A 22,085-nucleotide genomic window follows, 5' to 3' on the forward strand; every position below is an offset into this window, starting at 1 on the left:
AAAAGATGACAGTTCATTCACCTTCACCGCGCTCGTTCACCAGGCCCATCCGCGTATTGCTGGCAGACGACCATGAACTGGTTCGCGATGGCATCCGGGCCCGGCTTCAAAAGGTGGCTGACCTCGAAGTGGTCGGTGAAGCAACGAACGGTCGAGAAGCCCTGACGCTCGCCCATGATCTGCGCCCGGACGTTCTCCTGATGGATGTGTCCATGCCGGTGATGAACGGGCTGGAAGCGGCAACGCAGATGCGCAAGTTGCTGCCCGAAATCGCGGTACTGATCCTGTCGGTCTACGATAACCCGGAATATGTGCGCGGCGTCGTGCAGGCAGGCGCGCGCGGCTACATCCTGAAGGATATTTCAGCCGCCGAGATGATCACCGCCATCACCAGCGTCGCCAGTGGCGGTTATTATTTCTCCTCCGCGGTTGGCCCGACCCTCGTCGGCGCCGGCACCTCCGCGCCGGTGGAAGACCCTTACGGCCTGACCGACCGGGAGCGCCAGGTTCTGACGGCCATTGCCAGGGGACAACCCAACAAGGAAGTCGCCAAGGAACTGGGCATCAGCGTGCGCACGGTCGAATCCCACCGCCTGAACCTGCGTGAGAAGGTCGGCAACAAGAATGCCGCCCAGCTCTACAAGGTCGCGCAGGATCTGGGATTGCTGGACTGATCCGGCTCGGCTAAATCTGTTAGGGTGTGGACCCATTTCTCATGCCATTTCGTCTTCATTTATGGGTCCACACCCTAGCCAAACTCTTCCGGAGACGCGGGTCTCCCATCTGACAGGCATAAAATGACCAAACCACTCGTCCTGGTAACCGCCGACGTGAAAACCATCGAAGGCTACAACTGGCACGCAGCAACCTCGACGTATCTGCAGGCCGTCCTGAAAGGCTCCGACGCCATCCCGATGATCCTGCCGTCCCTCGGCGCTGATCTGGATCTGGATGCCGCTCTGGATCAGGTCGACGGCGTGCTGGCGACCGGATCCCGCTCCAATGTCAATCCGGAGCTTTACGGCGAAGAACCGACGGAAGAGAACGGTCCTTACGATCCGTCCCGCGATTCCACGACATTGCCGTTGCTCAAACGCGCTGTCGAACGCGGCATTCCCGTCTTTGCCATCTGCCGCGGCATGCAGGAATTGAATGTTGCCCTTGGCGGCACCCTGCTGACCGAGATCCAGACCCTTGATGGCCGGGGCGATCACCGCGCGCCGACATCCGAACGTCAGGACGAACGTTTCCGGATCGCTCACCCGGTGGAAGTCGCAGCCGGTAGCTGCCTGGCAGCCGTTGTGGGCGACGAGCCGATTGAAGTGAACTCGCTCCACCGTCAGGCCGTCGGCAAATTGGGCAATGGAATGATCATGGAAGCGGAAGCCGAGGACGGCACGATCGAGGCTGCCTCCATCAAGGACAGCCCCGGCTATGTGCTGGCAACCCAGTGGCACCCGGAATATTGGGTGTCCACGGACGGCCCGTCAAAAAAGCTGTTCGCGGCCTTCGGGGATGCCGCACGCGCCTACCGTGTGAAACGTCTGGGACTGTGACACCGCCCTGAGGCGAATGAGCATCAGCCCCAGCCGAGCGTTGCAATCAGCAATGTGAGGCCCAGCAGGAAGACAATGGCTGCGCCGACGATCTCGATCGTCCGGTGAACCTTCTGCGCCATCGGGCTGCCTTCGCCGAAAAGCCGCACGGCAAGTTCCTTGGCCCCGACCGCCATGCCGGCTAGCAGCGAAACGGTGATCCCGGTTCCGACCGCCATCGCCAGCGTGGAGGCGATGCCGGCGGCTATCATGCCCTGGGACAGAGCGAACACCAGAACCACCAGCGCGCCGGTGCAGGGCCGCAGTCCCACCGCGAAAATGATCGACACCGCCCGGCCAAGGGTAATCCTGCCCTGCAGCATGTCTGGCGTCGGCGCATGGGCATGACCGCAGGTCGCGCAGACACCATCTGCACCGATTTCATGGTGATGGTCATGATGGTGGTGATGATCGTGAGGGTGATGGTGGCCATCATGGCCATGGTGAGCATGACCGTGGTGACCGGCAGCCGACGCCCCCGCAAGGGCGAACTCGGAGCCCGACTGCCGCGCGGCCAGGCCGACCGCCAGCGGACGGAGCGCCTTCTGCCACAACAGCCAGCCCCCGAGGCCTGTGATCAGCACATAGGACCCGATTTCAAACCACCGCGCTGTGTCCTGTATCGCGATGCTGGTGAGATTGAAGACCACAGCCAGACCGCCAACCAGCACGATAGCGGTTACCGCCTGGGCGAAGGCCGAAGCAAACGAGAGAATGATCCCCTTGCGCAGGGTCTCGTTGTTGGCAACCACATAGGACGTGATGATCGCCTTGCCGTGCCCCGGGCCCGCCGCATGGAAAATGCCATAGGCGAAGGAAAGCCCCATCAGCAGCCAGGCGGCATGCGGATTGTTGCGGAAGGACCTGAGGCTTGCGACCAGTGCCTGGTAGAATTCTTTTTGCTTGACCGCAATCGTGCCGAAAATCGTATCCAGGAAGCCGGCCTTCGGCGCGGCCACCTGTTGTTCCGCCGGTTTTGCCGTATCAAGCGCGGCCGTGATTGCAGCGGCCGCATCACTTGGCGGGGTTGCGGCGCTGGAGGCGGTATCGGTGGGGGTCGATGCGGTGTCCGGCGTCACCGCCTGCGGTGTTTCCGGCGAGGCGGTCGAGGCAGCTATGGCATCGCCGCAGGCAACCAGCATCTGGTTGACCTGCGAAGCGGCGACGGACTGAAGCTCGGGCGGAAGGTCCCTCTGGTCGGCGCCGATCTGCGCAAGCGCATAGGCTTCGGCATCGTCGAGGGGCGGCGGCTCCTTACGGCTCACACGGCAGGTGCCTGGTGCGTTTTTCGTTCCCAGTGCGTCTTCACCGGCACCGAAGCGAAAATCGACATAATACGTCGGGTCGTAGACATCGAGCGTGATCAGGTTCTTGGCGTCGCTGGGCTGTTTGAACGGCAAGGTGAAATGCAGTTCCAAGAGGTCCACATCTTCCGGCATGGAGCCGCCGTTCATGCGGACGTCTTCCTCCATGGCCTCAAAGTCCTCGGGTTTCATCACCCAATAGTCCTTGAGTGGAACCTTGACCACTTCCAGCCAGTAGTCCGTCGGGGCGTCGAAATCGAACTCGACACGGGTGTTGTCGCCGAAGGTGAAATAGCCGTAGTCGGCCATGCTCTCCACATTCACCTTTGCCAGCTCGCTCAACTCCTCGCGGGAGTAATGACCGTCGCCGTCCTTGTCGAAGCCCTGGATTGCGAATGCGGAAAAGGCATCGTCGAAACGAAACACATGCTGAAGGGCAACCGCCTGTCCGGCATCGTCGAAAACCAGCTTGCTTCTGGCCTCAACGAAGACATGCGGATGCGCGCTGGCGCTCGAAAGAGCAGCCATCAAAAAGCCCAGGCCGAGCAGAAAACGGCGAGAGGCCGCAGGTAGAATCTTGGCCGTGAAGGCGGAAAGCAAGCGCAACGGGGTCACCCACTGATCAGATGTAATAAGTTTACATGACACGCAGTGCGTTGTTTGACCAGAGAAGACGGCAGGAAGATGACCGCGACTCTTTCGCAGCGCGAAACGCGAACGGAAAGATTTTCACAGCTGAGCTCATCACATGGAATGTTTGTGCTCAAATTGGCCATCTACCGAGAAGATAAAAGACATTATTCCCGATATCTGGCCTAAAATATTCACAACAATAACCCAATCACCGAGCCAGCTATGAACGCCTTGCATAAATCTGTTCACCACAGCGCCGTTTTCGATCATCCGGAGATGGGCGATCACGAAGACATCGTTTTCGTCCAGGACAAGGCCACGGGCCTGAAGGCAATCATCGCCGTCCACGATACCACGCTTGGTCCAGCTCTTGGCGGCTGCCGCGTCTGGCCCTACGAACATCCTGCTGACGCCTTGACGGATGCCCTGCGCCTGTCTCGAGGCATGACCTACAAGAACGCCCTTGCTGGCCTCGATCTCGGTGGCGGCAAGGCTGTCATCATCGCGGACCCGCGCCGTGACAAGTCCGAGGCTCTGATGGAAGCATTCGGCCGTCATGTGGAGCGCCTGTCCGGCACTTACATCACCGCGGAAGATGTCGGCGTGTCACCGGACGACATGGAAGCCGTCGCCCGTCAGACAGACCACGTGCGCGGCACAAAGGCAACCGGCCTCGGCGACCCCTCGCCCTATACGGCTCTCGGTGTTTTCGAAGGCATCAAGGCATCCGCCAAATTTGTCTTCGGCAGCAGCGATCTGTCCGGCAAGACCGTTTCCGTGCAGGGCCTCGGCCATGTCGGCTTTGACGTTGCCCGCCAGCTTCACCAAGCCGGCGCAAGGCTCATCGTCTCCGACATTCACGCACCGGCCGTGCTGCGTGCCATTGATGCGTTCGGCGCCACCGCGGTGGATCCGGCCGAAGCGCATAGGGTCGAGGCAGACATCTTTGTGCCCTGTGCGCTTGGAGCAGGTCTCAACGCCCGCACGGTTCCGCAAATCCAGGCCAGGATCGTGGCTGGCGCTGCCAACAACCAGTTGCAGACCCCGGCGGACGGCATAGCGCTGAAAAAGCGCGGCATCCTCTATGCTCCGGATTATGCAATCAACGCCGGAGGCGTGATTTCCATCGCGTTGGCAACCGCAAACAGCGGCGACAACGTGGTCCGGGACAAAACCATCGCGATCGGTGAAACCCTGGCAAAGATCTTCGACCGGGCAGCGCACGAGGACACCACGCCGGAACATGTGGCGGACACGATGGTGGAAGAGCGTCTGGCGAAGGCAAAGGCGGCCTGAGCACCTTTGAAGACTGACAAGACGGCGGCCGAAAACCGCCGTTGACGGCTTGGCCCGCTTCCCGGCTTTGCCTGGTCGGCACGTTGTTCGGCAACGCACGAACAAGTGCCACAAATCCTCAAGGGATCAGCGTTCAGCGTTCAGCGTTCAGCGTTCAGGAAAACTGGCTCTCGTTCGAGACTTTGAACATCTGCCTTACAAGACTTTTTGCGTCTTCCACGGCCACTTCGCCCATTTCGGCATAACAGGCCGTGACACCTTCATGCAGCAGATAGAGCCTGGAAGCGAAGCTTTCCTGTCCGCTCAACTCGCCGAAGAATTGCAGCAACTCACCCTTGTGCCGCTTGACCATTGCCGCGATTTCGGTGCTGCCGGGATTGGCCGCAAGCGCCTGACGAAACAGACATTCCTTACCGGCGGTCATGCGCATCCAGCCCCCCAGCTTGTCGAAAAGCTGAACGGTGGCCTCCAGTCCGGGGGAACTCACGCCTTCGCGCACGTAAGACAGATAACGCCGGTGCCTATATTCAAGAGCTCCCAGCACCATGGCTTCGCGCGATGGAAAATGACGGTAAAGCGTCCGCATGCTGACACCGGCACCGGCCCTCAGCTCGGGAACGCTCGGTTCGGCGAACCCGCGGCTCCAGAAGACCTCTTCAAGACGTGCAGCAATGTGCTCTTGCGCGTTTTCCATGAATAAACCTTCGGTTTTACATTTGATTTTTTCAAGGAAAACCTTCACCAAAAGATATTTTAAGTAATTTCCCTTAAAATCCAGAATAGAGTAATTTTCAGATCTTGATCATTCAGCAAAGTATAAAAAGGCCGACGAATTTAGGCACGAAAGGAAATATCGAGAATGCTCAAGACAACTCACATATAAAAAAATTTAGTCAGAGTTTTGACCGGTCGAATACCACTCGACCAGAAAATCAACAAAGGCCCGCACCTTTGCGCTTAGATGACGCCGATGCGGATACACTGCATAAATACCACGCATCGGCTCTTCATGCGACTCCAGAAGCAGAACCAGCCTGCCGTCACGAATCTCCTTGGACACGAAAAACAGCGGCGTCCGCAGAAACCCGAGGTTACAGAGCGCTGCGTCTCGCGCCGCGGCGGCGCTGTTGACTTCCAGCGGCCCCTTCACCGTAACCGAGGTTCGCTCACCGTTGGTGTGGAAAGCCCAGTTCTGCTTGTAGCGGTAGTTCGTATCGATGATGCAGGGCCGCGTGGAAAGATCGGCGGGCACTTTGGGCGCGCCGTAGGTTTCGACGGTCTTGGGCGTGGCGCAAACCACGGTGCGAAAGGGGGCAATCTTTCGGGCGATCAGGCTGGAATCTTCGAGCTGTGCGACCCGGACTGCAAGGTCGAAACCTTCTTCCACCAGATCGACGAAACGGTCTTCCAGCCTGAGATCCAGGTTGATCTCCGGATAGCGGACAAGAAATTGCATCATCGCCTGGTTCAAAAGGTCGTCGCCCATCGAACGGGGCGCGGACACGCGCAACCGGCCACGCACCTCCTGATGCGAAGACTGTACGGAAGCTTGCAGATCATCGATCCGCTGCAGGATTTCCGATGCTTCCTTGTAGTAGGCCTCCCCGACTTCGGTAAGGGACACCTGACGCGTGGTCCGGTTCAGCAGACGCACGCCCAGTTCGTCCTCCAGCTCGCCAACATATTTGGAAACCAGCGCCTTGGATCGCCCCATTTCACGGGCCGCTGCGGAAAATCCATTTGAATCGACAACTTGAATGAAGCAGCGCATCCGCGTAATTGCGTCCATCCGGCATCCTTCCCGTTCGGGCCATCGCAAAGACCCTGCTTAGCGTATTTTCCAGCGGACGGTCAAAGGCTTCACCGAGCGGGTTCCGGCCGGACGATCACTCCCGGACGGGCCTTTTCCGACGACCAACGCGGACGGCACCGATCAGAAGACGCATAACCAGAAGCCCGCCAAGCGCTCCGACACCTGCGCTGGCAAATCCGGCGGGTGTCACCGGCACGGCCGGCTCGTAGTCCGTGGCCGTTGCCTGCGCCAGGGTTGGATCGAAACCGCGTGCAAAGATGATCATACGGTCCAGCGGCCCGGCCGTTTCCAGCTCTGCACGCTGCAACTTCAGCCGGCTCAATCGGATTTCGGCATTCAGCATGCTGTCGCCGCGCGACCTGATGAAGGGATCCTCGGAGGATTTCTGGCGCGCAATGGCTTCTGCCGGCGTCAGCCCGTGGCGGGCGGCATCGCGGTTGAAGTCGGCCAGTATTTCTTCCAGAGCATCGATGGCTCCACCAAGCCGCTGGCGGTATTGCTGCGTGAACTCTGGCAACTGGGATGTCGCGGTTCCACTCAGCAACATGACGATCAGCATCATGATACGTGCCATCGGATGTCAGGACCTCCCTTGCCTGCCACTGGCGGTCAGTCCTGCAGACTGATAATCCCGGCTTCCGCGGTTTCCGTTCCAAAGACCAGCCGAACGCCATCGGCGTCCCACGTCATGCTCGACACCGGGCCCAGACCTGGCCGCCGCAGCAGCACCTCGGCATTGTCCTCGAAACGGCACATCAGGATCATGCCGTCCTGATAGCCGACCGCAACGACATCTTCCTTCGGATGGCAGGCAACGGCACTGACAAGATTGTCGCCCCTTGTGCCCAACTGCAAGGGCGTCTGTCCCATCGGTCCGGTCTTGCCGAAGAACGGCCAGAGGATCGCGGCATTGGCACCGGACGTTGCCAGATACCGTCCCTTGACCGACCAGCTGAACGACTTGACCTTGGCCGGATAGCCCGTCATGCGCATGTCCTGGCTGTCCGAAAGGCGCCAGCCATGCAAGGCGTTTTCCTGCATAGCGGAGACAACATACTTGCCGTCAGGCGAGAAGCTTACCCCCAGATGCGCGCCCTTCCAGCTCAGATCGACCGGCGCCCCCTCCGTCCCGGCCCACCAGAGCGTTACGCCGTCGTAGCGCCCGACCGCAAGCCGCATGCCCTTGGGCGCGAAGGCCAGTCCGCCGACAGCACGGTCATGGGCAAATTCCTTTTCCCGTCCATCCGCGAAACGCACCCAGGCGGTGCGGCCGCTGGCGAAAGCCAGCGCACCGGAGGGGCCGGCGGCAATCAGGTCGATCCACTTGCGCGGCCGTTCGGCAACGCATTCGCTCGACCCGTCCGTCGCACTCACAAAGATGCAGCCGTCGTCGCCGGACGTGATCAACCCCTTGCCGTCGATGGTCGGCTCGGCCGCCAGAAGCCCCGCCTTGTGAGGTCTCAGTTTCGTTTCGCCCTGTCCGGAAAGAACGATGTCGCCTTCTCCGGACGCAAAAAAGGCAGTGTCTTTCAGATAGCCGGCGCGGACGACGTAGCCATCCACCTCAACGGGAGCAACTGTCGGCAAGTGTCTTCTTCCTTATTGCGCGGCGCAGGCCTGGAAACTGTCTTTCAGAACATCCCAGTTGAGATCGCGGCCGATGAACACCAGGCGGCTTTCGCGCGGTTCATCGTCTTTCCAGTCGCGCTGATGATCGCCTTCTACAATCATGTGAACGCCCTGGATGACATATCGTTGCGGATCGCCCTTGAAGGCAAGGATGCCCTTCAGGCGCAGGATGTTCGGACCCTGAACCTGCGTCACCTGGTTGATCCAGGGAAAGAACATGTTGGGGTCGAGATCGCCTGCCTTCAACGAAATGCTCTTCACCGAATGGGGATCGTCATGGTGATGATGGTGATGCCCGTGCCCGTGCCCGTGCCCGTGTTCGTGCCCATGCCCGTGATGATGATCATGGTCGTGGTGGTGGTCGTGGTCGCAATCGGGTCCGCATTCATCGGCATGGTGGCCATGCTCCAGGAAATGCGGATCGAGCGAGAGGATCCGGTCGAGATCGAATGCCCCCCGGTCGAGCACCTTGGCGATATCGATGCCGCACCGCTCGCTTTGGTGAAGCACGGCATACGGATTGATCGAGCGGATGCGCGCCTCGACGGTGGCCAGTTCTTCGGCCGATACGAGATCGGTCTTGTTGACCAGGATCACGTCGGCAAAGGCAATCTGGTCTTCGGCCTCTTCGGTGTCTTCCAGCCGCTGAAGGACATGGCGGGCATCGACCACGGCAACGACAGCGTCAAGTTTGGCAGCCGCGCGCACATCGTCGTCCATGAAGAAAGTCTGCGCGACAGGGGCCGGATCGGCAACGCCGGTGGTCTCCACGATGATCGCGTCAAAGGCGTTCTTGCGCTTCATCAGGTTCTGCACCGTGCGGATCAGATCGCCCCGTACCGTGCAGCAGATGCAGCCGTTGTTCATTTCGAAGATTTCTTCGTCGGATTCGACAAGCAGATCGTTGTCGATACCGACTTCACCAAATTCATTGACGATGACGGCATACCGCTGACCATGGTTTTCGGTCAGGATCCGGTTGAGAAGGGTGGTCTTGCCGGCCCCCAGATACCCCGTCAACACGGTAACGGGAATCTGTGCCTGGCTGTCCTGGGTCGCAGTCATTGCGCGCTTTCCTGGCAGGAGAAAAAGGGTCGCCCGCCGGTCAGCGGGCCGCTTGGGCGCGAATATAAGCATTTCGCTGCCGCATTGGGAGGGTACCCGGGAAATTTCCCTCACCTGCTCCCGCCTGTGGACACTCGCCCGAACGCTTTGTCCGTTCTTCAGCCTTTTCAAATCCTTGTCTGCAGCATTAACGTCGCCAGCAGGAAGCGCGCACAGGCATGGAGACCGAAATGCTGCACACGATTGGCGGATTTGACCGGATTGGCGAGGAAAATGCGTTTGCCGTGCTGGCACGGGCAACGCAACTTGCCGAACAGGGACGCGACATCATCAATCTGGGCATCGGCCAGCCGGATTTCAAAACACCGGATCACATCGTGGAAGCGGCCATCAAGGCCCTGCGCGACGGTCAGCACGGCTACACACCGGCAACCGGCATCGCCCCCTTGCGCGAAGCCGTTTGCGCCGATCTCCTGAAACGTCATGGTGTGGAAACCGATCCCGGCAACGTTCTGATCGTTCCGGGCGGCAAGGTCACCATGTTCATGGCGATCTTGATGTTCGGCGAACCGGGCAGCGAAATTCTCTACCCCGATCCGGGCTTCCCGATCTACCGGTCGATGATCGAGTTCACCGGCGCCCGTCCCGTACCCGTTCCGATCCGCGAGGAAAATGACTTCGCTTTTTCCGCCGAAGAGACGCTGTCGCTGATCAACGACAAGACCCGGTTGCTGATCCTGAATTCTCCGGCCAATCCGACGGGAGGCGTCACGCCACGCGCCGAGATCGAAAAACTGGTTGCCGGGCTGGAACGATTTCCCGATGTCGCCGTCCTGTCGGACGAAATCTATTCGCAGATGACCTACGACGGCATGGAGCACGTCTCCTTGCTGGGCTTTCCGTCGCTGAGCGACCGGCTCATCCTGCTCGACGGCTGGTCCAAGACCTACGCCATGACCGGCTGGCGGATGGGCTTTTCCCTCTGGCCCGACGGCCTGATCGACAAGGCGCGCAAACTGGCGGTGAACGCCTGGTCCTGCGTCAACGCGCCGGCCCAGTTCGGTGCCCTTGCCGCTCTCACTGGACCGCAAACCGCTGTCGCGGACATGGTTCGGGAGTTCGACGGCCGGCGCAAGGTGACGGTTGACGGTCTCAATGCCATCGAAGGCATTTCCTGCCGCGTCCCACTCGGCGCCTTTTACGCCTTCCCGAACATCAGCAAGACCGGCTGGAAGGCCAAGGAACTTGCTTCAGCCCTGCTGGAAGACGCTGGCGTCGCAGTCATTGGCGGCCCCGACTTTGGCGTATTGGGCGAAGGATATATCAGGCTGTCTTACGCGAATTCGACTGCCAACATCCGCGATGCGCTGGTGCGGATCGAAAATTTCCTGAAGGGAAACCGCAAGACCTGACCGCTCGCAAAAATACTGATCACCTGACTCGGCAAAGGTTAATGCGGGCATTTTCTTCAAGATATCTTCCGTTACGTATCCCTTTTATTAAACTTTTATTGCCTTGAATGGCGCTCGGGCCCGCGCGATGGCACGACAACGGGGACGCATATGAACGAGAACATCACTCTGGATCTTGAACAGACGTTCGGTGAACTCAACGAATGCGTCATCGTCACCAACCCCGAGCGCATCATTGTTTTCGCGAACAAGGCCATGGCCCGGCTGCTCAAGGTCGACCGTGAAGAGGTTGTCGGCACGACGACAAAACGATTTTTCGCCGACCCGAACCAGTTCGCCCAGATGGCAGAACTTTACCAGTCGCCGACGGATCAGCGGAACCGCAAGGCCTATGCAATTGACCTGGTTCTCGAAGACAGTTCGACCGTATCCGTCGAGGTGGTCAGCGCCCCCCTGTTTGATGAAGCGCACAATCTGACCGGCATCCTGTTCATCGCGAGAGATCTTGCCGAGCGAAGGGCACTCGAAACCAAGCTCAGTGATATCGCCCTGACGCTTGAAGATGCTCTCGATGCGATTTCGGAAGGTTTTGCGCTCTACGACAAGGATGACCGCCTGGTCATCTGCAACGACAATTACCGCGAGATCTATGCCAACTCGGCTCCGGCCATGTTCCCCGGCAACCGCTTCGAAGACATCCTGCGTTTTGGCCTGAACCGGAAACAATACGACACAGGCGGCCTGTCGGACGACGACTGGCTGCAGGAGCGTCTCCGCCGGCATCTGGCCGGGGACGGTTCGGTCCTTGAACAAAACCTTGCGGACGGCCGCTGGCTACGTATTTCCGAAACCAGGACCCGCAACGGCGGCATCGCCGGCATCCGGTTCGACATCACCGAACTTAAGGAAGCACGGGCGAAGGCGGAAAATGCCTACAAGAACCTGTCCCTGATGGCAGACAACATTGTCGCCAGCGTCACCGAGGTAGACCTGGACGGCAAATGCGTCTTCATCAACAAGACTGCCTGTGACTGGTTCAACGACACAGCGGACAATCTTGTCGGCACGCGGCTGCGCGACCGGTTGCCCTGGAAGGAGCGCGAAACCATCCGCGCGGTCTTCGAGGAAGCGACAAGAGGCGAAAAGGTTTCGACCGAAATCAGCTTGCATTTTCCCGACGGCATTTTGCGCGAATGCATGATGAGCTGTAACCCCCGCTTTGACGACAGCGGTTCGGTTGAAGCAATTGTTGTGCTGATTTCCGACATAACCGACAGGAAGAAGACCGAGCGCACGCTGGCCGAACTCTACGCCATCACCTCGACACGTGAACTCGGCCACGAAGACAAGATCGCCGAAATCCTGCGTCTCGGCACGGAGCATTTCGAAGTTCCCTTCGGCATCATCAGCCATGTGATCGATGACCACTACACGATCACCCACGCCCAGAGCCCGAACGGCGAGCTGGCCCCCGGCTCGTCATTTCCGCTGCAGGACACCTACTGTCTGCTGACGCTCAGGAGCGATGAGCCGACCGCGACCGCCAACGCCTCGAACTCGGAATTCGCCAAACATCCGTGCCATCAGATCTTCAACCTGGAGACCTACATCGGCGCTCCGCTTCTGGTCGATGGCGAAGTTCACGGGACAATCAACTTCACGGCGCCGGACGTGCGCAAACGGGCGTTTACCGCGTCAGATCTTCAGATCGTCCGGCAATTTGCCGATTGGGTCGGGCATGAGATTGCCCGCCAGCGCGATCACCAGGCCCTGATGAATGCCAAGATCAACCTGGAACGGGTTGCCAGCATCGACGACCTGACCCAGATTCTGAACCGTCGCGCGTTCCTGGAACGCGCCAACACCGAAGTTCAACGGTTCCGCCGCACCAAGCGCCCCTTCACCGCCGTGATGATGGACATCGACAAGTTCAAGCAGATCAACGATCTGTACGGCCACGCGACCGGCGATGAAGTTCTCAGGAAATTCGCAGATACGGTCAGCAGCGCCCTGCGTTCGGTCGATATCTTCGGCCGCGTCGGCGGCGAAGAATTCTGCATGATCCTGCACAACGCCGATCTGGAAGATGCCATGCTGGTGTGTGAGCGACTACGGCAGCGGATCATTGCGGAGTGCCAGCTCGACATCGTCAAACAGACCGTCACCTGCAGTATGGGTCTTGCCGCCGTCGCCAGGGAAGACCTGGAATTTTCAACACTCATGCAAAAGGCAGACACGGCGCTTTACGAAGCCAAGTCAACCGGCCGCAACAAATGCGTGACCTGCAAGGCTCCGCAATCGGAGCATACGCCGGCCGTCTGACCGGACCCGATCAGCTCGAACCAGATCAGCTCGAACCAGATCAGCTCTAAATGGGCAGCCAGCCTCGAAATCGCCCCATGGCAGACGATGCCGTAGCGTTTTCCCCGGTACGCGCGCGAAATTCAGACCTTTTTTTCGATCTGGGCGCGCCAATATGTCGCGTCACAGCCTGTTCTTGCCGCTCTTTTGACGCCACCCTCCGCATATGCGACAGTAGTCTAATCACAGCGGAGCGGGACAAAACGACATTACCTTAAAATGGAATACTAAAACGGCCCCTCCGCGCGCGGACCTCTATGGCTTGAATCTTTTATATTCTTGCCCGAACAGATCTTGGAGGGACATTTGTTCACAAAAATACTAGTACCGATTGACTTGGCCCACGCAGATAAACTTGAAAAAGCCATCTCTGCTGGCGCTCACTTGGCCAAGACCGACAGCATTCCTGTAGTGTTTGTGGCCGTAACCTCAAATACACCCAGCGCCCTTGCCCATACACCGGACGAGTTTCGGGAAAAGCTGGCGGCTTTCGCGGCCGCCGAGGGACAGAAACACGGGATCGAAGCATCCGGCCATGCGGAGTTCTCTCATGACCCGGCGATCGACCTTGAACATGCGATTCTCAAGGCTGTTCATGAAACGGGCGCGGACCTGGTGGTCATGGCAACGCATATCCCGAATGTGCCGGACCATTTCTGGCCATCGAACGGCGGCCGCGTCGCAAGCCACGCAGACGTATCCGTCTTCCTTGTGAGATAACCCGTTTCCCGAGCAAAAGGAGCGCTCCCATGAGCGACAATCAAGGCATTCCGGATCCGGAAGGTGCCGCCAATCTCATCGATACCGAATACGAGATTGGCCAGGACAATATCGAAACCTCTGTCGGTCCCTTCAATCTCGACATCCACAATCCGGTCTTCCTGATCTCCGGTCTGACCATCGTCGCCTTCGTCTTTCTGACCCTTGCCTTTCAGACCGAAGTCGGACCGTTGTTCGATCATATGCGCAAGTGGCTGACGTCGAACCTCGACTGGTTCTTCATCATCTCCGGCAACATCTTCGTCCTCGTCTGCCTGGCACTGATCGTCACCCCCCTCGGCAACGTCCGCATCGGCGGCAAGGACGCCGAACCCGACTATACCTATTTCGGCTGGTTCGCCATGCTGTTCGCCGCCGGCATGGGCATTGGCCTGATGTTCTTCGGAGTGCTGGAACCGGTCTATCACATGGCCTTTTCCGAGCCGATCGGCGTGCCAAAACCCTTCGACGCGGACGGCAATCTCATTCCGGAAAATATCGCGGCCGCCAAGGCCATGGGCATGGCCGCAACGATCTTCCACTGGGGCCTGCATCCCTGGGCGATCTACGCCGTTGTTGCGCTGGCTCTCGCCATCTTCTCCTTCAACAAGGGCCTGCCGCTGACCATGCGCTCGGTGTTCTATCCCATCTTCGGTGAACGCACCTGGGGCTGGCCGGGCCACATCATCGATATCCTGGCCGTGCTCGCGACCCTCTTCGGTCTCGCCACCTCGCTCGGGTTCGGCGCTCAACAGGCCAACGCCGGTCTCGATTTCGTCTTCGGCATTCCCGTCAGCACCACGGCGCAGGTCATCCTGATCATCGGCATTACAGGTGTTGCACTGGTCTCGGTACTGCGCGGCCTTGATGGCGGCGTGAAGGTGCTGTCTGAAATCAACATGCTGATCGCGGCACTGCTGCTGGTCTTCGTGATTGCCGCAGGACCGACCTCGACACTGATCTCCGATTTCTTCTCCAACATCGTCGCCTACGGCAAGGAAATCGTGCCGCTGTCGATGCCCTTCGGCCGCGAGGACGACAGCTTCCGTCAGGGCTGGACGTCGTTCTACTGGGCCTGGTGGATTTCCTGGTCGCCGTTTGTCGGCATGTTCATCGCGCGTGTCAGCCGTGGCCGGTCCGTTCGGGAGTTCGTGGTCTGCGTCCTCATCATTCCGACCATCGTGTCGGTGATCTGGATGACCGCGTTCGGCGGCACCGCCATCGAACAGGTTCTGACCAACAGCGACAGCCAGGTGCATGAATATGTGATCGCGAGCTACAGCCCCGAACTGTCGCTGTTCGGCATGCTTGCCGATCTGCCCATGGCCTCGATCACCTCCTTCATCGCCATCATTCTGGTCATCGTGTTCTTCGTCACCTCATCGGACTCCGGTTCGCTGGTGATCGACACGATCACGGCAGGCGGCAAGGTCGATGCTCCGGTACCGCAGCGCGTGTTCTGGTGCACCTTCGAGGGTCTGGTTGCCATCGCGCTACTGCTTGGCGGTGGCCTCGGCGCTCTCCAGGCGATGGCGGTCTCGACCGGGTTCCCGTTCACCATCGTCCTGCTGCTGGCCTGCTACGCCATCTTCAAGGGACTGGCGGACGAACCGCGCTGACCTGAAGTGGTAACGCGACTTGCAACGGGCGGCCCTGGCCGCCCGTTTCTGCATCCGGATACGACCCGCTCCGTTGTGATCGTCCGACCAAGCGAAGCGCGCGCCGGGAGCGGGGTACCCCAGCCTTAAAATTTTCGGATTATTCGAATTTCACTGGAAAGCAGGCGGCGACCGCCACACCCTAGTCGGCCAGCTTGGGTGCCAGCCGCACGCCGGGAGGCGGCGAGCTTTCGCGGATCCGCACGTCGGGCTCGATCACGATGGGTGTGTTGGGCACGCGGTCGCCCGCGATCTGGCGCAGCAAGGTCAACGCCGCCAGGCGGCCGATCTTGTCGGGCTGTGCCGACACTGTTGTCAACGCAGGCGTGCGCGCATCGGCGCCGTCGATATCGTCATATCCGGTGATTGCCATGTCGGGCCCCGGCTCGACGCCCGCCCTCCGGAAGGTGGTCATCATGCCAAGGGCGACGAGGTCGTTGAACGCGACAATGGCCGTCGGCCGGTGCTCGGCTTCCAGGATCTTCGGCACGGCGGCCCGGCCGTCGGCCTGGGTCATCATTTCGGGCAGGTCGAGCTGGCTGGCAGGATCGATCCCCGCTTCTTCCAGCGCCTTGCGCCAGCCCGCATTGCGGTAGCGCCCTGTCGAGCTGCCCCGGCGACCGCCAACCATGGCGATGTTCCGGTGGCCCTGTTTGATCAGGTGCTTGGTGATCTGATAGGTCCCGGCAAGATCGTCGCCGCGCACACAGGGCGCCCAGACGCCTGGAACCTCACGCGCCACCAGTGTCACGGGAATTCCCTGATCCACCAGGCGGTTGATCTCCTCGGCGGAAGTGCCCACCGACGGACACAGGATCAAACCGTCCGCACGATGCTGAAGCAACGTGTTGACGAAGGCGCGCTGGCGTTTGACGTCGTCCCGGTGGTTGCAGATGAAGATCATCTGACCCTGCTCTTCCAGAACATCCTCGAGCGCAGAGAAAACTTCAGCGAAATAGGGGTTCAGGATGTCATGAACGGCGACGCCCACAATCTGGCTTCGGGCAGTTCTGAGGGAGGCTGCCGACCGGTTGTAGATATACCCGATCTCTTCCGCAGTCTGCTTGACCTTTGCCCGGGTTTCCTCTGCAACAAGCGGACTGTCCCGAAGTGCCAGCGACACGGTTGCCGTGGAAATCCCGAGCTGGTCGGCAATGTGCCCGAGCGTGAGCCTTTTACCAGGCTTTTGCGGAAATTCCGGCTGGGAGGGAGGGGAACCGTTGTCTTCAGACATTCCTATTTCTCGATAACCGCAGCGGCGATGGGAGAGACCGTTATAGCTCTCTCCCCTCTGGGTAAACAGGTTTTTCTGTTTTTCCGGAGATTGGGTCGCAGTGCCTTAGGGTGTGGACCCGTAAATGAAGATGAAATGGTTTGAGGCGGATTGGTCTGCCTCAAGGCGCGGAAGCGCAGGAAATGTGGCTCATTTTCAAGCTTACGCAACGCTGAGGAGGACCAATCCGGTCAAATCCGAAGGACATGAAAATGGCTTCACAGCGTGTCGTCAGCGTGCTTGACCTGGCAGAAAGCCCGCTCAGCGCACACTTCCTAACGCGGTTTTGCCATTTCTCATGCCATTTCGTCTTCATTTATGAGCCCACACCCTAGAGAAATCAGCTCCGACCCGCAGGGGCGCTTTCGTCATATTCCTCACGCAGATTGACGACAACCCTGCGGTTTTGCGACTGACAGGTCACCTGATCGCAATCGGTCACCGGCCGCTCCACGCCGTATCCCTTCACCCACATGCGTTTGGGACTGACCCCCAGCTTGACCAGTTCGGCCATGACTGCGTTGGCCCGCTGGGTCGACAAGGTCTTTTGCGCGGCCTCGCTGCCCGGATCATCGGCATGCCCCTGGATCTTGACCAGCCACTTCTTGTTCTTGTTCAGCCACTTGGCCTGATTTTCGATTGTAATGCGGGCTTCATCCGTGACAACGGCCGATCCCTGATCGAAATAGATCCGGCGGCCCACGTTGATGATGAATTCCTCTTCCGAACCCGGCGAAATATTGCCAAAGCCTGCGGCCGGAGCATTGGTCACATCCGGTGACGACAATCCGCCGGCACTGTTACAGCCCGCCAGGCCAAATCCAATCATGAGCGCAAATACCGCGCCCCGGCCTATCCGGCCCAAATGCTTTTCCAAGGAAGCCCCCAAATCCTTTTAATGTTTCCCCCTCGATCGACAGCACTCAGTCCTCAGGACTAAAGCGCCGCCGGCCGATTGCAACGCGTTCCGGATGAGCAGACCTCAGCCCGCATTCTGGCCCAGATGCTCCAGCACCAGCACACCGGTCCCTTTCGGGCAGCGCTGGTAAAGGTCGACAATGTCTTCCGGGAACATGCGGATACAGCCGCTCGATACATCACGGCCGATGCTCCAGGGCTCCAGCGTGCCATGCAGCCGGTAGCCGAGGTCGGTTCCATCCCGGTAGAGATACATGGCCCGTGGTCCGAGCGGGTTGTTGGTGGCTCCGCCTTCGACCAGTCTTGGCAGGTCCGGTTGCCGCTTCAACATCTCGGGCGGCGGCACCCAGCGCGGCCACAGGGCCTTGCGGTCGATACGGGCGCGACCAAACCACTGGAAGCCCTCACGGCCGACGCCGACGCCGTAGCGAAGCGCGGTATTGTTTTCCCAGACCCAGTAGAGGAAGTGGTTGTTGGTATCGACCACCACTGTTCCCGGCGGCTCGTCACTGAAATACTTCACCATCTGCCGATGCCAGACGGGATCGATCTTGTTGAAGTTGGTTCTCCGGTACTGGAACCCGCTATCTTCCTGATAGCCACTGAAATAAGCGTTTGCTGCTGCATTGGCATGTGCCACCTGCGGCAAGGCCAAAACGCCTGCCGTGGCTGCTGCCCCTGTCAAGAACCTGCGGCGGTTCAGCTCCATCCCACACCTCCCTTAAAGGCTGGCGATCCTTCCTGACCGGCGGTTTGATTAACCCCGGCGGGTATTAAGACTGGAACTATCCAAGTCCGTCAACCACCTGGCGTGAATGTGGTTTCGCTTCAGATCCCCTTCACGCGCTCCCGGTAAAGGATGTAAAGGCCGGACGCGACCACGATGGCCGCCCCGAGGATGGTGGTGAAAGTGGGCACGTCGTCAAATATCAGGTATCCCAGCGCGATCATCCAGATGATCTGCGTGTAGATGAAAGGCGCAAGCACCGGTGCGGGCGCGATCCGGTGCGCCATGATGAACAGGAAATGCCCACCCGCGCCAAAAGCACCGGTCGCGAACAGAAGCAGCCAGGTCAGGGCATCGGGCGGCGCGACCCACACCGAAAGACCGGCAGGCGCCATGGCGATTGCGGCGACGATCCCTGAAATGATCAGCATTCCGGCGGAGCTGTCCGTTGCGGTCAACTGGCGCGTCAGCAAGGCGTAGAGCGCGTAGAAGCACATGGCGGCCACGGAATAGAGGGCAGCCCAGTGCATGCCGCCCAGACCCGGCCGGGTGACCACAAGAACGCCGAGGAACCCCACGATGATGGCCATCCATCGGCGCAGCCCGGCCCACTCGCCCAGAAGCGGCCCGGCAAGCGCGGTGATCACGAAAGGCGCGGCGAACAGGATCGACATGGTTTCGGCGAGCTGCAGATAGCGAACGGCCAGAAAATTGAAAATAGTCGTGCCGAGCAGGCACAACGCGCGTACGATCTGAAGGACCGGCCGCCCGGTTTTCAGCAGCGTCGGCTTTTTCCAGACCTGAAACAGAACCAGCGACAGGACCACATGGCTGACGAACCGCATCCAGACAATCTGCAGTGTCGGCAGGCTGGCGGACATGTATTTCGCCGTTGCGTCCAGCCAGGAGAAGCTGAGGCAAGCCAGCACGATGAGACCGATCCCTGCGAGTGGCGCCGTTACAGCGACGCCATTGCCGGCCGAACGGTCCTGTCTGTCATGCGCCATCGCGGGCGGTCCCTTTTCAAACGATCATCCGAGGATGAAAAAGCTGGTAGCGGACATGCCCCGGCAGGACCGGTCCGATTGAGATATATGCGCCAACCCACTACCTAAGCTCAAAAGACAAGCGGGGACGATTATGCCGGTTGCAGAAATTGAAACGTGGCTGGGACGCCTTTCCATTACGGAAGAAAACGGCGCAATCACCCAATTACACTGGAACGGGGCCTCTGGCAAAGAAGAAACACCGCTGCTGCAGGAAGCCGCGCGTCAGGTGCAGGCCTATCTCGCCGGTGACCTGAAGACCTTCGACCTGCCGCTTGCCCCGAAAGGCGGTGACCTGCACCAGGCCGTTTTCAAGGCAATGCTGGCAATCCCCTATGGCGGCACCCGCACCTATGGCGACCTTGCCAGGGAACTGGACACCTATGGCCAGCCGATCGGGCAGGCCTGTGGAGCCAACCCGATACCGATCATCATCCCCTGCCACCGCATTCTCTCGGCCAACGGCCTTGGCGGATATTCCGGTGCGGGTGGCACGGAAACAAAAATCGCCCTTTTGAAACTGGAAGGCGGGTATCCCTTCCTGATCTAGGGAGTGGACCGCATGGTCAGCTCCACGTTTTCAGGAAACACACAGACCTTACAGGATCAGAGAGTCCGCACCCGTGATCTCGACAAACCGCGGACGGCTGTCGGGCAATTCGAGATCGTCGGCAAGAGCCGCCAGCGGGTCTACCTCACTCAATTGACCGAAATCGAAGCCGGACAGTTCTTCCAGAAAGGCGACCGACACCTGGAAGGTCTTGTATTCGCCGAAGGCAAACCCCTCGACGGCTTCCGTCTCGTGGTGATCCTGCAGGTACTTCTGAATGGCCTGCCCCTGGCTTAACAGATAGGCGGTCGCGTGAAGCTTGAGACTGTCGTCGTCCTGCAAGGCGTCCATGACAACAACCTTCCAATATTGCAGGGGCAGGTTGATCCCCACACTATCGAGGAACGGATCTTCCTCGTCATCGAACAGCGGTCCGGTAAAGACCGTTGCGCGGAAGGCGTGGGTCTTGGTGCTGTCGAGGATGTGGTTCTCCAGGCCTTGCCATGTCGACCGGTTCTGGTTCAGCGAAGAGTGTTGCGGCGAGGCGTTTGTATAGTGGAACGTATCGTCGTTCGCCAGTTGCGCCACCGCGCGGTCATCGCCCCAGTTCGGATCCTCACGCCGGACCATATGTCCCCGGTCCAGATCACCCGGGAAATCGCCCTTGCCAAGCTGCGCCTCCACCGGAATGCGCTTGTCGAAGAACCACTTGTCCGGCTTTTTGCGTTTGATCTTGATGGCCTTTTCGCCGTCGATATTGACCGCGGTTACCACAGGGCTCCGGCGGTCCAGATCGTGGAACAGGCCAAAATGGGTGTAACGCAGCTCATGCGGACGGTCCTGTGTCGCATCTGCCGGGCTGGCCAGGTTGAACATGCCGTCCGGCAGCTTCGGAAAGTCTACCCGTTTCGACAGGAAATCCGGGTCGTAGCCGTCCCGGCCGGTAAAATGGCCAGGGTCGTGAAAACCGTCCGCCACTTCCTGGGCCAGGCTTTCCTCGACCAGAATCTGCGTCGGTCGCGTGCCGGACAGCAGATCCCGCAGCGTGCTTGCCCTCACCGCGCTGTTGGCAATTCCATAAGCGCCCGCGAAGTGGAGTCCCACCACCTTGTTGCGATCCAGGCTCAGGACGGGTGAGCCGGAGTTGCCGCCGAGCGTGGTGCAGTCGTGGCTGAGCACGGTTCCCGGTGCAACCGGCATCATCTTGCCCGGGGCAAACCGTTTTACATCGTAAAGCCCCTTGAAATACTTCTCCATCTCGGTGCGGTCGTTCCGGCTGTCGAAGGCCGGATAGCCGATCACGGCGACGATTTCGTCCGTTTCTGCGTCCGTATCCACCAGTGGCAGGGGCGCCAGATTGAAGCCGTCCAGCTTCTCGATACGCCCGATCGCGACATCGGCACTGGCATCATCCGCCAGATAGGTAAAGCGCAGGATCTCTGCCGGGCGCTCGTCGGACGGCAGCGCGCCCGCTTCCTCGTTGAAGTCCACGCGCGCCCCATATCGCACCATCGTGTAGGGAGAGCGCATGAAAACGCCCTCTCCCTTGGCGTTGCGACGCGCGACGATCTTGGCCACATGCCGGTTGGTGACGACCAGGAAATGGCGCCCGTCGGCTTCCTCGCCGACCACCCAGGCGGTTCCGCCCCAGGTCATTGAATGGTTGACGAACTCCACGCGCCCGATCGAGCCGATCCAGTGTTCATTCCGCTTGATCTTGATGTCTATGTCGGCACCGAAATCATCCGGCAGCGGGATCAGCGTGACCGAGCCATTTTCCACGACCATCGGTGGCCGTGTGACCAACCGCACGATGGCTTCCAGTTGCGTCGCCGGCGTGCCGGCTGCCTCAAGCTGGCTGGGCGACATATCCAGTGCGTCCAGGGTCGCCTGTATGTCCAATCCAAATTGCTCAACGAAAGGATGTCCCGTCTCGATGGCGCGTTTCGCAGCCGCAATCCGTCCGCCCGATTTCAATGCCTCAAGGCGCCCACAGCTTTCCAACAATGCTCGTTCGTTCATGGAAATTCCTCCAATATCAATGTC

The 22,085-nt window shown here is 59.7% G+C and carries 19 protein-coding genes; 8 read left to right on the forward strand and 11 right to left on the reverse strand.

Annotated elements, in window-relative coordinates; translation table 11 throughout:
- Positions 1 to 5 precede the first annotated feature (5 nt).
- The gene (locus SIAM614_RS03940) at positions 6 to 674 is read left to right on the forward strand and encodes a response regulator transcription factor (RefSeq protein ID WP_040439076.1); all 669 of its coding nucleotides are present in this window, start codon (positions 6 to 8) and stop codon (positions 672 to 674) included.
- A gap of 123 nt (positions 675 to 797) precedes the next feature.
- Positions 798 to 1,556 (forward strand): gamma-glutamyl-gamma-aminobutyrate hydrolase family protein, encoded by a 759-nt coding sequence (locus SIAM614_RS03945; RefSeq protein ID WP_006932271.1) that lies wholly within the window; start codon positions 798 to 800, stop codon positions 1,554 to 1,556.
- Between the two features lie 23 nt (positions 1,557 to 1,579).
- On the opposite strand, the gene SIAM614_RS03950 is transcribed toward SIAM614_RS03945, so the two are convergent.
- The gene (locus tag SIAM614_RS03950; protein ID WP_157139664.1) at positions 1,580 to 3,427 is read right to left on the reverse strand and encodes a HoxN/HupN/NixA family nickel/cobalt transporter; all 1,848 of its coding nucleotides are present in this window, start codon (positions 3,425 to 3,427) and stop codon (positions 1,580 to 1,582) included.
- Between the two features lie 327 nt (positions 3,428 to 3,754).
- Between SIAM614_RS03950 and SIAM614_RS03955 the strand changes: the two genes are divergently transcribed.
- Positions 3,755 to 4,828, forward strand: coding sequence for a Glu/Leu/Phe/Val dehydrogenase dimerization domain-containing protein (locus tag SIAM614_RS03955; protein ID WP_006932274.1), 1,074 nt, complete (start codon positions 3,755 to 3,757; stop codon positions 4,826 to 4,828).
- Between the two features lie 154 nt (positions 4,829 to 4,982).
- Here the strand turns inward: SIAM614_RS03955 and SIAM614_RS03960 are convergent, their stop codons facing one another.
- From SIAM614_RS03960 to SIAM614_RS03980, 5 genes are all read right to left on the reverse strand, one after another.
- The gene (locus SIAM614_RS03960; RefSeq protein WP_040439079.1) at positions 4,983 to 5,522 is read right to left on the reverse strand and encodes a TetR/AcrR family transcriptional regulator; all 540 of its coding nucleotides are present in this window, start codon (positions 5,520 to 5,522) and stop codon (positions 4,983 to 4,985) included.
- A gap of 195 nt (positions 5,523 to 5,717) precedes the next feature.
- Positions 5,718 to 6,617 carry a LysR family transcriptional regulator gene (locus tag SIAM614_RS03965; protein ID WP_040439083.1) on the reverse strand — a complete coding sequence of 300 codons (900 nt, stop codon included), beginning with the start codon at positions 6,615 to 6,617 and terminating at the stop codon, positions 5,718 to 5,720.
- Between the two features lie 97 nt (positions 6,618 to 6,714).
- Positions 6,715 to 7,215, reverse strand: coding sequence for a DUF2937 family protein (locus SIAM614_RS03970; protein WP_006932277.1), 501 nt, complete (start codon positions 7,213 to 7,215; stop codon positions 6,715 to 6,717).
- Between the two features lie 35 nt (positions 7,216 to 7,250).
- Positions 7,251 to 8,228 carry a WD40 repeat domain-containing protein gene (locus SIAM614_RS03975; RefSeq protein ID WP_006932278.1) on the reverse strand — a complete coding sequence of 326 codons (978 nt, stop codon included), beginning with the start codon at positions 8,226 to 8,228 and terminating at the stop codon, positions 7,251 to 7,253.
- A gap of 12 nt (positions 8,229 to 8,240) precedes the next feature.
- The gene (locus SIAM614_RS03980) at positions 8,241 to 9,335 is read right to left on the reverse strand and encodes a CobW family GTP-binding protein (protein ID WP_040439086.1); all 1,095 of its coding nucleotides are present in this window, start codon (positions 9,333 to 9,335) and stop codon (positions 8,241 to 8,243) included.
- A gap of 230 nt (positions 9,336 to 9,565) precedes the next feature.
- Here SIAM614_RS03980 and SIAM614_RS03985 point away from each other — a divergent pair, with 230 nt between their 5' ends.
- The 4 genes from SIAM614_RS03985 to SIAM614_RS04000 all read left to right on the forward strand — a co-directional run bounded on the left by SIAM614_RS03985 (position 9,566) and on the right by SIAM614_RS04000 (position 15,486).
- Complete coding sequence (locus SIAM614_RS03985; RefSeq protein ID WP_040439233.1) at positions 9,566 to 10,747, forward strand: pyridoxal phosphate-dependent aminotransferase; 1,182 nt, start codon at positions 9,566 to 9,568, stop codon at positions 10,745 to 10,747.
- Between the two features lie 150 nt (positions 10,748 to 10,897).
- On the forward strand, positions 10,898 to 13,069 hold the full coding sequence (locus SIAM614_RS03990; protein ID WP_006932285.1) for a diguanylate cyclase: 2,172 nt from the start codon (positions 10,898 to 10,900) through the stop codon (positions 13,067 to 13,069).
- Positions 13,070 to 13,387: 318 nt separating this feature from the next.
- Complete coding sequence (locus SIAM614_RS03995) at positions 13,388 to 13,828, forward strand: universal stress protein (protein ID WP_229597937.1); 441 nt, start codon at positions 13,388 to 13,390, stop codon at positions 13,826 to 13,828.
- A gap of 29 nt (positions 13,829 to 13,857) precedes the next feature.
- Positions 13,858 to 15,486, forward strand: a complete 1,629-nt coding sequence (locus tag SIAM614_RS04000) for a BCCT family transporter (protein ID WP_006932294.1) — start codon at positions 13,858 to 13,860, stop codon at positions 15,484 to 15,486.
- Between the two features lie 181 nt (positions 15,487 to 15,667).
- Here SIAM614_RS04000 and SIAM614_RS04005 read toward each other — a convergent pair whose 3' ends face one another.
- From SIAM614_RS04005 to SIAM614_RS04020, 4 genes are all read right to left on the reverse strand, one after another.
- Complete coding sequence (locus SIAM614_RS04005; RefSeq protein WP_006932298.1) at positions 15,668 to 16,759, reverse strand: LacI family DNA-binding transcriptional regulator; 1,092 nt, start codon at positions 16,757 to 16,759, stop codon at positions 15,668 to 15,670.
- Positions 16,760 to 17,138: 379 nt separating this feature from the next.
- Positions 17,139 to 17,627: an OmpA family protein gene (locus SIAM614_RS04010; protein ID WP_006932301.1), complete on the reverse strand. Its 489-nt coding sequence runs from the start codon at positions 17,625 to 17,627 to the stop codon at positions 17,139 to 17,141.
- Positions 17,628 to 17,780: 153 nt separating this feature from the next.
- Complete coding sequence (locus SIAM614_RS04015) at positions 17,781 to 18,425, reverse strand: L,D-transpeptidase family protein (RefSeq protein ID WP_006932306.1); 645 nt, start codon at positions 18,423 to 18,425, stop codon at positions 17,781 to 17,783.
- Positions 18,426 to 18,544: 119 nt separating this feature from the next.
- On the reverse strand, positions 18,545 to 19,450 hold the full coding sequence (locus SIAM614_RS04020) for a DMT family transporter (RefSeq protein ID WP_006932308.1): 906 nt from the start codon (positions 19,448 to 19,450) through the stop codon (positions 18,545 to 18,547).
- A gap of 133 nt (positions 19,451 to 19,583) precedes the next feature.
- On the opposite strand from SIAM614_RS04020, the gene SIAM614_RS04025 reads away from it, so the two are divergent.
- A complete protein-coding gene (locus SIAM614_RS04025; protein WP_006932310.1) occupies positions 19,584 to 20,039 on the forward strand; it encodes a methylated-DNA--[protein]-cysteine S-methyltransferase in 456 nt (151 codons plus the stop codon).
- Positions 20,040 to 20,087: 48 nt separating this feature from the next.
- Here SIAM614_RS04025 and SIAM614_RS04030 read toward each other — a convergent pair whose 3' ends face one another.
- A complete protein-coding gene (locus SIAM614_RS04030; RefSeq protein ID WP_050789311.1) occupies positions 20,088 to 22,061 on the reverse strand; it encodes a DNA/RNA non-specific endonuclease in 1,974 nt (657 codons plus the stop codon).
- Positions 22,062 to 22,085 lie beyond the last annotated feature (24 nt).

Source organism: Roseibium aggregatum IAM 12614 (assembly GCF_000168975.1).
GTDB lineage: Bacteria > Pseudomonadota > Alphaproteobacteria > Rhizobiales > Stappiaceae > Roseibium > Roseibium aggregatum.

Bases quoted from the DNA above. Each gene is read 5' to 3' on its own strand.
- SIAM614_RS04020 (WP_006932308.1), bottom strand. From the start codon at position 19,450: ATGGCGCATGACAGACAGGACCGTTCGGCCGGCAATGGCGTCGCTGTA.
- SIAM614_RS03965 (WP_040439083.1), bottom strand. From the start codon at position 6,617: ATGGACGCAATTACGCGGATGCGCTGCTTCATTCAAGTTGTCGATTCA.
- SIAM614_RS04025 (WP_006932310.1), top strand. From the start codon at position 19,584: ATGCCGGTTGCAGAAATTGAAACGTGGCTGGGACGCCTTTCCATTACG.
- SIAM614_RS03940 (WP_040439076.1), top strand. From the start codon at position 6: ATGACAGTTCATTCACCTTCACCGCGCTCGTTCACCAGGCCCATCCGC.
- SIAM614_RS04000 (WP_006932294.1), top strand. From the start codon at position 13,858: ATGAGCGACAATCAAGGCATTCCGGATCCGGAAGGTGCCGCCAATCTC.
- SIAM614_RS03955 (WP_006932274.1), top strand. From the start codon at position 3,755: ATGAACGCCTTGCATAAATCTGTTCACCACAGCGCCGTTTTCGATCAT.
- SIAM614_RS03980 (WP_040439086.1), bottom strand. From the start codon at position 9,335: ATGACTGCGACCCAGGACAGCCAGGCACAGATTCCCGTTACCGTGTTG.
- SIAM614_RS04015 (WP_006932306.1), bottom strand. From the start codon at position 18,425: ATGGAGCTGAACCGCCGCAGGTTCTTGACAGGGGCAGCAGCCACGGCA.
- SIAM614_RS03970 (WP_006932277.1), bottom strand. From the start codon at position 7,215: ATGGCACGTATCATGATGCTGATCGTCATGTTGCTGAGTGGAACCGCG.
- SIAM614_RS03950 (WP_157139664.1), bottom strand. From the start codon at position 3,427: ATGGCTGCTCTTTCGAGCGCCAGCGCGCATCCGCATGTCTTCGTTGAG.
- SIAM614_RS03945 (WP_006932271.1), top strand. From the start codon at position 798: ATGACCAAACCACTCGTCCTGGTAACCGCCGACGTGAAAACCATCGAA.
- SIAM614_RS03990 (WP_006932285.1), top strand. From the start codon at position 10,898: ATGAACGAGAACATCACTCTGGATCTTGAACAGACGTTCGGTGAACTC.
- SIAM614_RS04030 (WP_050789311.1), bottom strand. From the start codon at position 22,061: ATGAACGAACGAGCATTGTTGGAAAGCTGTGGGCGCCTTGAGGCATTG.
- SIAM614_RS04010 (WP_006932301.1), bottom strand. From the start codon at position 17,627: ATGATTGGATTTGGCCTGGCGGGCTGTAACAGTGCCGGCGGATTGTCG.
- SIAM614_RS04005 (WP_006932298.1), bottom strand. From the start codon at position 16,759: ATGTCTGAAGACAACGGTTCCCCTCCCTCCCAGCCGGAATTTCCGCAA.
- SIAM614_RS03960 (WP_040439079.1), bottom strand. From the start codon at position 5,522: ATGGAAAACGCGCAAGAGCACATTGCTGCACGTCTTGAAGAGGTCTTC.
- SIAM614_RS03985 (WP_040439233.1), top strand. From the start codon at position 9,566: ATGCTGCACACGATTGGCGGATTTGACCGGATTGGCGAGGAAAATGCG.